General features: G+C 27.4%; 15 protein-coding genes and 1 pseudogene. 9 read left to right on the top strand and 7 right to left on the bottom strand.

All coding sequences use genetic code 11. The annotated features are described in order from the left end of the window. Window positions 1-38 precede the first annotated feature (38 nt). From eno to DJ007_RS03450, 3 genes and pseudogenes are all read right to left on the bottom strand, one after another. Window positions 39-1327 (bottom strand): annotated as a pseudogene (gene eno, locus DJ007_RS03460) (phosphopyruvate hydratase). A 187-nt stretch (window positions 1328-1514) separates the two neighbouring features. After that, window positions 1515-2378, bottom strand: a complete 864-nt coding sequence (gene sdaAA / locus DJ007_RS03455) for an L-serine ammonia-lyase, iron-sulfur-dependent, subunit alpha (RefSeq protein ID WP_129408350.1) — start codon at window positions 2376-2378, stop codon at window positions 1515-1517. Then, complete coding sequence (locus tag DJ007_RS03450; protein ID WP_240739242.1) at window positions 2375-2830, bottom strand: L-serine ammonia-lyase, iron-sulfur-dependent subunit beta; 456 nt, start codon at window positions 2828-2830, stop codon at window positions 2375-2377. Before DJ007_RS03450 ends, sdaAA begins: the two co-directional genes overlap by 4 nt. A 341-nt stretch (window positions 2831-3171) precedes the next feature. Between DJ007_RS03450 and nadE the strand changes: the two genes are divergently transcribed. Then, window positions 3172-3999, top strand: coding sequence for an NAD(+) synthase (gene nadE, locus DJ007_RS03445; RefSeq protein ID WP_129408349.1), 828 nt, complete (start codon window positions 3172-3174; stop codon window positions 3997-3999). 29 nt (window positions 4000-4028) lie between these two features. On the opposite strand, the gene DJ007_RS03440 is transcribed toward nadE, so the two are convergent. Then, a complete protein-coding gene (locus tag DJ007_RS03440; protein WP_129408348.1) occupies window positions 4029-4424 on the bottom strand; it encodes a response regulator transcription factor in 396 nt (131 codons plus the stop codon). Window positions 4425-4571: 147 nt separating this feature from the next. On the opposite strand from DJ007_RS03440, the gene DJ007_RS03435 reads away from it, so the two are divergent. Continuing rightward, window positions 4572-6206, top strand: coding sequence for an IS1634 family transposase (locus tag DJ007_RS03435; RefSeq protein WP_129407806.1), 1635 nt, complete (start codon window positions 4572-4574; stop codon window positions 6204-6206). Window positions 6207-6392: 186 nt separating this feature from the next. Here the strand turns inward: DJ007_RS03435 and DJ007_RS03430 are convergent, their stop codons facing one another. From DJ007_RS03430 to DJ007_RS03420, 3 genes are all read right to left on the bottom strand, one after another. Continuing rightward, complete coding sequence (locus DJ007_RS03430; protein ID WP_129408347.1) at window positions 6393-6797, bottom strand: response regulator transcription factor; 405 nt, start codon at window positions 6795-6797, stop codon at window positions 6393-6395. 2 nt (window positions 6798-6799) lie between these two features. Then, complete coding sequence (locus tag DJ007_RS03425) at window positions 6800-7444, bottom strand: sensor histidine kinase (RefSeq protein WP_129408346.1); 645 nt, start codon at window positions 7442-7444, stop codon at window positions 6800-6802. Between the two features lie 535 nt (window positions 7445-7979). After that, window positions 7980-8582, bottom strand: a complete 603-nt coding sequence (locus DJ007_RS03420; protein ID WP_129408345.1) for a chemotaxis protein CheX — start codon at window positions 8580-8582, stop codon at window positions 7980-7982. A 110-nt stretch (window positions 8583-8692) separates the two neighbouring features. Here DJ007_RS03420 and DJ007_RS03415 point away from each other — a divergent pair, with 110 nt between their 5' ends. From DJ007_RS03415 to DJ007_RS03385, 7 genes are all read left to right on the top strand, one after another. Beyond that, on the top strand, window positions 8693-8968 hold the full coding sequence (locus DJ007_RS03415) for a hypothetical protein (protein WP_129408344.1): 276 nt from the start codon (window positions 8693-8695) through the stop codon (window positions 8966-8968). Window positions 8969-8982: 14 nt separating this feature from the next. After that, complete coding sequence (locus tag DJ007_RS03410) at window positions 8983-9672, top strand: HEAT repeat domain-containing protein (protein WP_129408343.1); 690 nt, start codon at window positions 8983-8985, stop codon at window positions 9670-9672. 64 nt (window positions 9673-9736) lie between these two features. Continuing rightward, window positions 9737-9919: a protein-glutamate O-methyltransferase CheR gene (locus DJ007_RS03405; protein WP_129408342.1), complete on the top strand. Its 183-nt coding sequence runs from the start codon at window positions 9737-9739 to the stop codon at window positions 9917-9919. Beyond that, the gene (locus DJ007_RS03400; RefSeq protein ID WP_129408341.1) at window positions 9916-10557 is read left to right on the top strand and encodes a CheR family methyltransferase; all 642 of its coding nucleotides are present in this window, start codon (window positions 9916-9918) and stop codon (window positions 10555-10557) included. Before DJ007_RS03405 ends, DJ007_RS03400 begins: the two co-directional genes overlap by 4 nt. Before the next feature lie 11 nt (window positions 10558-10568). Continuing rightward, window positions 10569-10940: a response regulator gene (locus tag DJ007_RS03395; protein WP_206076063.1), complete on the top strand. Its 372-nt coding sequence runs from the start codon at window positions 10569-10571 to the stop codon at window positions 10938-10940. Window position 10941: 1 nt separating this feature from the next. Beyond that, window positions 10942-11694, top strand: coding sequence for a hypothetical protein (locus DJ007_RS03390; protein WP_129408340.1), 753 nt, complete (start codon window positions 10942-10944; stop codon window positions 11692-11694). Then, window positions 11655-12851 carry a chemotaxis protein CheA gene (locus tag DJ007_RS03385; RefSeq protein ID WP_129408339.1) on the top strand — a complete coding sequence of 399 codons (1197 nt, stop codon included), beginning with the start codon at window positions 11655-11657 and terminating at the stop codon, window positions 12849-12851. Before DJ007_RS03390 ends, DJ007_RS03385 begins: the two co-directional genes overlap by 40 nt. Window positions 12852-12869 lie beyond the last annotated feature (18 nt).

Here is a 12869-nt window from a genome sequence, read left to right as displayed (position 1 = left end):
AAAATACTATTAAAATCCATAAAATCCCCCTTTAAATTTTATCTTATAAAACCATTTCTTCCTGCATATTTTGCATTTTTTCCTAATTTCTTTTCAATTCTTAATAATTGATTATATTTTTCAATCCTTTCACCTCTACATGGAGCGCCAGTTTTAATATGCCCTGTATCCATACCAACGACAAAATCTGAAATAAAGCTATCAACAGTTTCTCCACTTCTATGAGATACCATTGCCCCCAATTAGCGCTATAAGCTAATTTTATTGCTGCAATAGTTTCGGTTAAGGTTCCAATTTGATTTAATTTAATTAAAGTACTATTTGCTACATTTTCTTTAATGCCTTTCTCAATTCTTTTTACATTGGTAACGAATAAATCATCACCAACGAGCTCAATTTTATTACCAAGTTTTTTATTTAAGATTTTCCAGCCTTCCCAATCATCTTCTGAGAGACCATCCTCAATTAAAATAATAGGGTATTTTTTTATCCATTCAGCATACATATCAACCATCTCTTCTGATGTTAATTTTTTCCCTTCGGATTTTAAAATATATAAATTTGATTCAGGGTCATAAAACTCGCTTGATGCTGGATCCATAGCTATGGCAATATCTTCCATAGGTTTATATCCTGCTTTTTCTATTGCCTCTACTATAACATCAAGAGCTTCTGAATTGGATTTTAATGAAGGAGCAAATCCCCCTTCATCTCCAACACCGACAGAATAATTTTTAGATTTAAGAACAGATTTTAATGTATGGTAAGTTTCACTTGCCCATCTTAAGGCTTCTCTAAAATTTGGAGCTCCTACAGGACAAATCATAAACTCTTGAAGATCAGGTCCCTGCCAATTAGCATGAACACCACCATTTAATATATTAAACATAGGTGTAGGTAATCTTTTAGCAGTTATTCCACCAATATATTCGAAAAGGGGTATTTTTAGGTAATTAGCGGATGCTCTGGCAATAGCAAGACTAACACCTAAAATAGCATTGGCTCCTAAATTAGCTTTATTCTGTGTTCCGTCTAATTCAATCATTAAATTATCAATAGTTTCTTGTTCAAAAGCACTTAATCCAATAATTTTTGGAGCTATAATGTTGTTAACATTATCAACAGCTTTTAAAACACCTTTTCCCATATATCTTGTTTTATCACCATCGCGTAATTCTATTGCTTCGTGAATACCTGTAGATGCACCTGAAGGAACACCGGCGATTCCAACGGTTCCATCTTCCAAAACGACTTCAACTTCAACAGTTGGATTACCTCTTGAATCTAAAATTTCCATAGCAGAAACATCTTTAATAGTTGCTCTCATTTTTTCTACCTCCTTTATAAAATGAAGATAACCCTATAATGATAGTAATTTATTACTATCATTATAGGGCTATCATCTCTGACGAGAAATTATGGTGGGCTCCATCACCTATTAACTTTTTATTGTTAATAAAATTATAGCATGATATTTTATAAAAATATATATCAAATTAATTACAAAATAAAAATTATTTCCAGCTTTTTTTAATATCTTCCACCAATTTTCTGGCAGTGGGTGTTGCTGCAATACCTCCATTACCAGTTTCTCTCAAATCTTCATGCATCATTTTCCCAACTCTATACATTGCATCTACAACTTCATCAAATGGAATTACACTTTCAATACCAGCCAGTGCCATTTCTGCCGTAGTAATTGCAACATTTGCAGCAGAAGCGTTTCTTTTTACACATGGAACTTCCACAAATCCACCAACAGGATCACAGACAAGACCCATTAATGATTTTAGTGCTAAAGAAGCTGCATTTCCGCATTTTTCAGCATCTTTTGAAAAATAATATGTTAACGCTGCAGAGGCCATTGCAGCAGCGGTTCCAATTTCAGCCTGACATCCTCCTGCTGCCCCAGAGATAGTAGCTTTTTTTGCAACAACATTTCCAATTGCACCAGCAATTATAAATGAAGAAACTAAATCTTCGAAAGAGGCATTGTAAACTTTTTTTAAGGCATATAATATTGCTGGAACAACTCCGCATGCACCGGCGGTAGGACATGCCACAATTCTACCCATTGCTGCATTATTTTCTGCTGTAGATATTGCAGTAATAGTGGCAACATAATTAAAATCACTTAATAATTTTGGCTTATGATTGAGTAATTTTGGTGCATTATTTCCAGTTAAACCTGTTAAGCTCTCGTGTTTTTTACCATAATTCTTCTCAGCTTCTGTAAGCATTACTTCAACCAGTTTTTTCATATTATTTTTGATAATCGTTGGATCCATACCAGTTTCGACCATTTCTTCTGTTAATATAATTTCTTCAAAAGGAATATTCGTTTCTTTCCACATGTCCAAAAGATGTTTGAAAATCATTGATTATCACTTCCAACATAAAAATATTTAATCACACATTCTAATTTTTCTAATTCACTTAAATTAGATGGTTTATCATCCAGTTCTAAAATTGTTAAGGCTCTTCCTTCCAATATGTTGGTTCTCTTTAAATAAAGATTTGCAACATTAACATGAATAACACTTAAAATATTTTCTAATGCGCCTTTTATATCTTTATTAACTATAATTAAAGTATTATAATCTCCAGATAAATCACAATCAACACCATTGATTTTGGTGATTTTTATCGCACCTCCGCCAACTGATGCACCCTGTATTTCGTTTATTTTATTATCTTTTTTTAATCTTATAAGTACGGTATTTGGATGAACGTCACCAAGGTCAGATTTTATAAAATTAAATTTAAGATTATTCTTTTTTGCCAGTTCATACGCATTCTTAATATCATAATCATATTCTCTCAATCCCAAAATGCCGGCGATTAAAGCTCTATCAGTTCCATGACCCAGATATGTTTGTGCAAATGAGCCATGTAAATAAAAATCAACTTCATCTGGTTTTCCTTCAATGAGTTTATATGCAAATCTCGCAATTTTTAAAGCCCAAGTGTATGAGAACTGGAAGGGCCGACCATGACCGGTCCCACAACATCAAGCATACCCATAAGTTCACCTTCTTATAATAATTTTATCTTGATATAATATTATTATAACATACTAATTATTTATGCAGTACATCAAAATTATTATTTGTATTTTTATATAAAAATGAGTTATAATAAAATTAAGAATATATGAATGAGGCGATTTATATGATTAAAAAAATAGAATCGTTTATAAAAGAGAAAATAAAAGAATATGGATATAATGGAGCTATGATTGGTATTAGCGGAGGTATTGATTCTGCTGTAGTGGGTAAGTTATGTGTTGAAGCATTGGGAAAAGAAAAGGTTAAAGGATTAATATTACCAGAAAGGGATTCTTCACCAGATACTATAGGTGATGCAAAATTGGTATGTGACTTTTTAGGGATAAAATACAATATTATCAAAATTTCTCCAATATTAAAAAAAATGGGAGTATATAAATTAGAACCACCAACATGGTTTGTTCCAAGAAGAATTCAGGAAAATTATGTAAAAAAAGAGTTTGAAAAAAGAAGTTATATTAATGATTTAATGAATAAAGGAGATAAAGAGTTTTTAAAAGGTCTTGCATATTACAGGTCAAAACATAGAATTAGAATGGTATTGCTTTATTTTCATGCTGAACAACTAAATTACGCTGTTGTTGGAACTACTAATAAAACAGAATTAAACACAGGTTTTTATGTAAAATATGGAGATGATTCTGTTGATATAGAACCAATAATGCATTTATACAAAACACAGGTTTTTGAACTGGCAGAAAAATTAGGCATTCCGGAAAAAATAATAAACAAATCACCATCGCCAGATTTAATCCCTGGAATTACAGATGAATACGCAATGGGTATAACATATAAAGATTTAGATAGAATTTTAATAAAAATAGAAAATAATGAAGATTTGTCCTATGAAAAACAGGATTTAGTTGATATGGTAATGGAAATAACAAAAGCAGCAAAATATAGAGAAATAAAAAATATTCATATTGAGTAAAAAGAAAACCCTTATTTAAGGGTTTTCTTTTAGAATGAATTTCTAAATGCATGTCTCCAGCGTTCAATTTTTGAAAAAGAACATTTTAGAATTTCTTCTATTTCTTTTGTTGAGAATGGTTTTAGAAGATAATCGTCAGCTCCAGATTCAATAGCTTCAAGAACTCTTTCCATTGTTGAGTTACCGGTGATCATTATTATGTGTATTAATGAGTTTAAGTCTTTAACCCGTTTTAAAAATTCAAAAGCATCAAGTCCTGGCATTACAATATCCAATAAAATAACATGATATTGGTCTTCGTTTATTTTTTTTAAAGCAATATCAGCATTTTCTGCTGTTTCGATTTTTGTATGTTCGAAATTCATTTCGATATAATCTTTTAAAACTTCTCTTATACCGGGTTCATCACCTGCCTTTGACAGCAATTTGGCGATTTTAAGGGAAATGGAACGGTAGAATGCGGGTTTGAGGCGTGTATTTTTCAGGAAGTCGAAAAATTGTGTGGCTAACTTTTGTTACAGAGAATTAACTATAATTAGTAATATATTAGTCCTTTTGGTGGTATAATATATATGACAACCACTGAAAGGAGATGTTTTAAAATGTATCCTAAAATATCAAAAGTGAAAGGAAAAAGATATTTAAGGATAATGGAAAGCAAAAGAGAAAATGGAAAAGTGAAACAGCATACAGTAATAAATTTTGGAAATATAGATAAGTATAGTAAAAAAGATATAACAAAACTTGTAGATAGTCTTTTTAAAATATTTGAAATAGATGAATATGAAAAAATAGAAGATGATTTAATGGAAGAAATAGCAAGAAGAAATTACGGAGCCAAAGTAATAGTAAATAAGATATTTGAAAGATATGAGATGAAAAGATATTTTGAAAGACTGGATAAAGAAATAAAATACAATGCAGAAGAAATGTTAAAAATAATGGTGATGAATAGAATAGTAGAACCGAAGAGTAAATTGGGAATATTTAATAATTTAGAGTATTTTGGATATAACAAAGTGGAAGTTAAAAAAGAAAAAGACCTGGAAGAAAAAGATGTAATGTTGCACTGGTTATACAGAACATTGGATATATTAGCAGATAATAAAGAGTCGATAGAAAAACATATGTATAATCAAAGGATAAGTTTGTTTAATACAACGGTAGATTTAGTATTTTACGATGTAACAACATTAGCGTTTGAAACACAACAAACAAATGAAATATTACAAATGGGATATTCAAAGGATAAGAAATTTAATGAGTCGCAAGTAGTATTAGGGATGTCAATAGATCAGGATAGAATGCCAGTTAGTTTTGATATATATGCAGGAAATACATTTGAAGGGCATACATTTAAAGATTCAATAGAAAAAATGAAAAAAGAATATCAATTAGGAAAAGTAATAGTAGTAGCAGATAGAGGAATGATGAGTAAAAAAAATATAGAAGTAGTAGAAAATTCTAATTATGAATTCATAGTAGGAAAATCAATAAAACAGTTAAAAAAAGTAAATATATTTGAAGGAGAATTCATAGAAATAGCAAAAGGAATAAAATATAGAGAAGTAGAATATGAAAATAAAAGATTACTCATAATATATTCAGAAGAAAGAGCTAAAAAAGACAGAGCAGATAGACTACGATTAATAGAAAAAGCGAAAAAAATGTTAGAAGAAGGAAATATAGATTCCAAAAGTAAAAGAGGAGCGAAAAAATATTTAAAAGAACAGAACAAACAAAATTATATATTGGACATAGAAAAAATAGAAAATGATGAAAAATACGATGGATACTATGGAATAATAACAAACACAAAACTATCGCCAAAAGAAATATTAGAACAATATCATACATTATGGAAAGTAGAAGAAACATTCAGAACATTAAAAAATTATCTTGAAACAAGACCGGTATTTCATTGGACACCGAAAAGAATAAAAGGACATATTGTAATGAGTTTCATATCTTACATAATTCAAAGAACATTAGAATTAGAACTGGAAAAAAATAATATTGAATACTCTCATGAAAAAATAAGAGAAGCTATAAAAAAAATGGAATACTCTGAAATAAGATTAAAAGACAAATTATTTGCATTAAGAGCCAATTTAAACGATTTTCAAAAAGCCATATTAAAAACATTAAAAATAGAAAAACCGAAAAAAATGATGGAATTAGATGAATTTAAAAAAATAATCTCCTAAAACACGCATGAAAAGCCAAAAAGGAGGATGTGTGTGGCTAATTTCTCTTTTTATAAAAAGTTAACAATAGCTATTTTTTTGAATAATTCTACTTTTTAGAATTTTGTTGATAATAATAGTGTCAAACTCAGGAATAAAAAATATTCATATTGAGTAAAAAGAAAACCCTTATTTAAGGGTTTTCTTTTAGAATGAATTTCTAAATGCATGTCTCCAGCGTTCAATTTTTGAAAAAGAACATTTTAGAATTTCTTCTATTTCTTTTGTTGAGAATGGTTTTAGAAGATAATCGTCAGCTCCAGATTCAATAGCTTCAAGAACTCTTTCCATTGTTGAGTTACCGGTGATCATTATTATGTGTATTAATGAGTTTAAGTCTTTAACCCGTTTTAAAAATTCAAAAGCATCAAGTCCTGGCATTACAATATCCAATAAAATAACATGATATTGGTCTTCGTTTATTTTTTTTAAAGCAATATCAGCATTTTCTGCTGTTTCGATTTTTGTATGTTCGAAATTCATTTCGATATAATCTTTTAAAACTTCTCTTATACCGGGTTCATCATCAACGATTAATACTTTCCAGGCCATACTTAATCCTCCTTTATCTTAGGAATTTTTAAAATAAATTTTGTGCCTTTTCCAAATTTACTTTCCACATTTATTTCTATATTATGTTTTAAACAAATATTGTATACAAAAAACAATCCATATCCCATACCTCTTTTTGATTTTGTAGTAAAAAATGGTTCAAAGATCTTGTTTTTATTTTCATCGGATATTCCAATACCATTATCTTTTATAATAAGATTATAAAATGTTGAAAATTCATCAATGGAGATATCTATGATACCTTTTCTGTTTGCTTCTTCTATAGCTTCTATAGCGTTTTCTATTAAATTTGAAAATACGATCATTAATTCCTGACGATTCCCAATAATGTAATAGGGTTTCCATGAGTCTATAAGCAAATTAATCTGTGTATTAGGACTTGCTTTATATCTCATGAATTTAACAACATCATTTAATATATCGACAAGATCTAATTTTGTTTTTATCTCGTCACCTTTAACAAGACTTTTAAATAATCCTGTTATTTCAATAATTCTATATAGGTTATCTGATATTACTTTTATGTCTTTTTGATATTTTTCATCTAATTGCGCAGAAAGCATTTCTGCTTTCATTAAAACTATAGATAAAGGGTTGTTTATTTCATGAAACATACCAACAATCAAATTATTTGCAATATTTAAATAATCGAAATTTCGTTGAGGTGAGGTAACGCTTTTATAAACAATTTCGATGGCATTTGAATGTATTTCAATGGCTTTTATAATATAATTTTTTATATTAATAGGTATATCATCATTTAAATCATAAAAAATAGAATTATCAAAAAGTTCAAATTTATTTTTATAAATTTCATCGGTTGAGTAACTGGAAATTAGCGAGTATTCAAGTAAAAGTTCGATAAAATTTTTAATAACTTCATTTTCATTAAGTGATTTTAGTGAATAATAAAGAGAAGGAATTTTTATAAAAAATCCAACAAGAGAATATAATATTGATAATTTTTTATTTAAAGCATTTTCTGTAATTAGTTCTTTATTTTTGGCGATAATTCAATGATGTAAAGATCATCTATTGGATGTAAATTTATAGAAAAATAATAATCGGATTTCAGTATTTTTTTGTTTTTTCTTTCTATATAAAAAAATACACCCTGTTCTTTTATGGTATTTTTAATTATATTAATGGAGTTTTTATTTATCAACTCAAAAAGTTTTTTTTATTAAAGAAAATTCTAAAAGAAAAATTACTATCCAGTATATCTCCATTTTTATTGATAATAGCAATAGGCAGTAAAAGATGTTCTATATTAATATTCATTGATATCCCCTCATTAAATGCAAATAATAGATACCCGGTAATATTTGTATCTTTTACCTCGAATCTAATTTTAAAGCCATTTATTATTGATTGGTTGATTTTTGCAGAATTAAATAATACGGGGATGGAAAATTTAATATTTGTGTTAAGAGCAAGGGAGGTTATAATGTTTCCAAAGATTATATTTCCAATTTCTAAAAATGTATCAAGAACATCTTCCGGTTCAATAATATCAATTTTTGAATAATTTTCAGCCAGAGCAAGAAATTTTAAGAATTCATCTGAAAGCATAGAAAAATAAAAGTCCCATTTTTTTTCCTTTGTTGCAGCTGCCAGGTATAATGTATATGATTTCTGATTAATAACTTTTTTTAAATCGACTTGTATGAATTCATCTAAGTTCATAACAATTTCTATTCCCGTTAAATCTTTTAATATAGATTCAGCTTTTTTTATGCCAATAAATATTTTTTTTCTTTTCATAATTAACACCCTTTATTAATATAACAAAAATTATGATATAATTTTAATATATAAATATATTATACTATTTTTTTAATAGAAAGTAAAATATATAATTTTCGAGGTGAATTATGAAAATCAAAAAAATGCTTTTTTCATCAAACAAAAAACAAATTCTAAAAGCATTGGAAATTATTCTCAATGAGAATAAAGAGGAATATACTCTGGATCTATTTAAATTATTAAAAAATGAAAACGATATCTTTATCCAGGAATCCATTATACATACCTTAAAGCATTTAAATCTTGATAATATAGATGATGATCTTTTTTTTGAATTTTTCAAAGAAGAAAATTTGTTACGTAAGGAGTTTATGCTTTCTTTATTGAGTTCTTCAAAAAAATAAAAGTTCTGGCAAAATTGCAGAAATCAGAGAATAAAGACTTTAGAAAATATGCCCTTGATGGTTTATATAGAACAGGTTTAAAAGAAGCAAAACACTATATTGCAAAAGGATTGGAAGATACTGATATTAATAATCAAATAGCTGCAATAGAATATCTTGGATTGCTCGAAGCAAATGAATATGCAGAAAAGATTGCTGAAAAACTGACTAATGCAGAAAATTCATTTTTGATTTCAACAGTAATAGAGACTCTTGCAATTATTGGAAATGATAATACAGATAAAATAATAAAAGAAAAGTTAAAAAATCATTTTAACCCCTATCTATATCTTCCCTACGCCAGATATATTTTTAAAAGAGAGAATATATATGAATGTATAAATTTCTTCAAACAATCAGAAAAAAAAGAATTGATTTTAAAAGAATTCCTCGAGTGTCTTACCAGATATATCCCAAATGTGCGCTCTCAAAATAAATTAAAAAAAGAAGTTGTAAATATTTTATGTGGTTTAATGAAAAAAGATATATTGAATGAATATAAATATAATATATTAATTATTTTAAACGATTTATTGGATAGAGAAATTTCCGACATATTAAAGGAAAATATTGATTATTTAAATAATGAAGGATTAATTGCGGCAATAGAAATTATAAAACAAAAAAATTTAGAATCCTTAAAAAATGAGATATTAAAAAAATAAATGATCTTCCGGAAAATTTAAGGAATATGTTTAAAGATGAGATTAAAGAGCTGGGGTTGGGAGAATGATAGATATTATAGATTTTAGTCAATTGAGGGATTATGTTTATAAAAAAACAGGTATATATATTGAAGATAAAAGAATGTATTATTTTAAAAATAAAATTTTAAGAAGGATGAAAAAAGTTGCCTTGGAAGATACGGAAATATATTTTAATTTTTTAAAAAAAGTGAATATGCTGATATAGAATTAGCAAAATTAATAAGTGAAATAACAGTAAATGAAACATATTTTTTTAGAGAATTTTTGCAGTTGCAAACGTTTGCGGAATATGCATTAAAAGAAGTTTTAAGTAGAAAGAATAACAAAGTTATAAAGGTTCTTTCTGCTGGATGTGCCTCAGGTGAAGAACCATATACAATATCTATAATTTTAAATGAGATGCTTGATTTTCAGTATTCCTTTAAAATAGATGCAATAGATATTGATTATAAAATGATTGAAATAGCAAAAGAAGGGATTTATGGTCAATACGCAATTAAAGATATTCCGGGAGAGTATCTGGAAAGATATTTTGATAAAATTGATGATGAAAGATATAGAATAAAAGAAGTTGTCAGAAAAAATGTTAATTTATATAATTTGAATCTAATAGAAGATAGAACATATGAAATTCTTGATGAAGATTATGACTTTATATTTTGCAGAAATGTGCTGATTTATTTTTCTGATGATATAAAAAGAAAACTTATTGAACGATTTTATATAATGCTAAACGAAGGTGGATATATATTTTTAGGGCATTCTGAGTCAATAAACAGAATAACAAGCGCTTTTCAAATTGTTAAAGCAAACGATTTTATATTATATAGAAAACCGCTTTGAGGGGGAAGATAATGCATAAAATTTTAATAATAGATGATTCTAAAATGACCAGAAGTTATCATGCTAGCATTTTAAAGTCAGCTGGTTACGAAATATATGAGGCTGAAGATGGAGCGAAAGCTCTGGATATTTTGTATAGAGAAAGTGATATTGATATTGTTCTTACGGATTTAAATATGCCAAATTTAGATGGTTTTACTTTAATAAAGAGAATACGAGAAGATGAAAATTATAAGGATATTCCTATAATAATTATTACAACACTGGATAGATCAACGGACAAAATGAAAGGATTTGAAGTTGGGGCAAACTTTTATATTGTAAAACCATCTGATCCTGAATCACTTATAGAAAGCGTAAAAATTGCCCTTGGAGATGAATAATATGAAAATGCATTTTGACAGGAAATTTATTGATGATGTGATAAAAGATTTTAAAGAAGAGTTGAATGAAAATATAAATCTCGCAGAAAATATAATGATAGATCTTGAAGAAAATTCAGATACCAGTACAATAAATACTTTAATGAGATCATTCCATAGTATTAAAGGAGTGTCAAGATTATTGTTATCCATGGATATTCCAGAAAAATATATTGAAAATGCTCAAAAAATAGAAAAAGTATCTCATGCACTGGAAGATTATGTTGTTGAATTTGGAAACAATATTCAAAATAAAACGTATACAGAAATTATCTACGATGGAATAGATATATTGAGAAGTTTATCAAAAGCATTTAGTGAAATGAAAGAATCACCAGATATATCTGAATTTTTAGATAAAATAAAAAATAAAAATAATACTATTAATAAAAAATTGGATATTGACCCAGCATTAAAGGTTTTTTTAAACATATTATCTCAATTTTTCGAGTATCTGGAAAAAATGGAAGAATACAATAACTCACAACTTGAAAGAATGTATCTTTCCGTAATGAATGCCTTAAAACGATTGAAAAGAGAAGATTTGATACAGCAGTTAAAAAAAATAATGGATTTTGCATTAATACAGGATAGAAATTCTGTTGAAAAAAGCATAGAAGAATTTAATGATCTTGTATTTGATAAAAAGAAAAAGACCTTTCAAAAGAGAATCAAATGGAGATACAGTATAAACCTGAATTTTCAGATACTATAAGAATTGATATAGAAAAGCTTAATAATATTATGAATCTGGTAGGAGAATTAATAACCTTAAAAACGACAACATCATTTTTATTAAAAAAATTATCGAATATTTCTACCGAGTTGCACCATGAATACAAAAAGATTTTTCAAAATCTCGAAAAAGTTACTACGGATTTGCAAAATCAAATGAGAACATTAAAGATGATCCCAATAAAAGAATTGTTTTATAAATATAAAAGACTGATAAGAGAATTATCAAAAGTACAAAATAAAGAAATAGATTTTGAAATATCAGGTGGCGATATTGAAGTTGACAGATTTATATTAGAGCGTTTGTCGGATCCCTTAACACATTTAATTAGAAATGCAATAGATCATGGTATAGAAACAGTTAGTGAACGTATTAAAACAGGGAAACCAGAAAAAGGATTAATAAAAATAAATGCATATTATGAAAGTGGATATGTATTTATTGAGATAATTGATGATGGGAAAGGTATTGATCCTACTAAAATAAGAGAAATAGCAAAAGAAAAAGGATTAAATATAGATTTACCAGATGAAGAGATAATATATTATATTTTTGAACCAGGATTCAGTACAAAAGGGAATGTAACGGAAATATCAGGGCGTGGTATAGGTATGGATGTTGTAAAAAATAATATAGAGGCATTAAACGGTTCAGTTTCTTTAAAGACAGAACGAGGAAAAGGAACAAAGTTTGTTTTAAAGATACCTAATACTGTTTCAGTTATCAATGGAATACTATTTTTTGTTGGAAAGGAAAAATATATATTTCCCTTTGAGGAAATAAAACAGGTAGTAAAAATAAATAAGAAAAAATTACATAATTTTTCCAATATGCTATTTGTTGAATATAATGATGATTTAATACCGGTATATGATTTAAAAAGCATTTTAGAAAACAAAAAATATGATTTTGAAGATATTGTTCAAAGAAAATATGAATTTGATTTAATGCCTATGGTCGTTATAAATAAATATGGTGATGATATATCTATATTGTTAGATAAGTTTGTTGAAGAAAATGAGTTTTTGGTAAAACCATTGCCAGACTATTTAAAACATGAATACATTTTTGGATCTACTATTTTAGGAAATGGTGAAATAGTTTTAATATTTAAACCGTCTGGATTGGTATTATAATCGTATTTATAAGAACAG

The sequence above is a fragment of the Marinitoga lauensis genome, assembly GCF_004135675.1.
In the GTDB taxonomy this organism is placed as follows: Bacteria; Thermotogota; Thermotogae; order Petrotogales; family Petrotogaceae; genus Marinitoga; species Marinitoga lauensis.
This window is presented reverse-complemented; position numbering and strand designations above follow the sequence as displayed.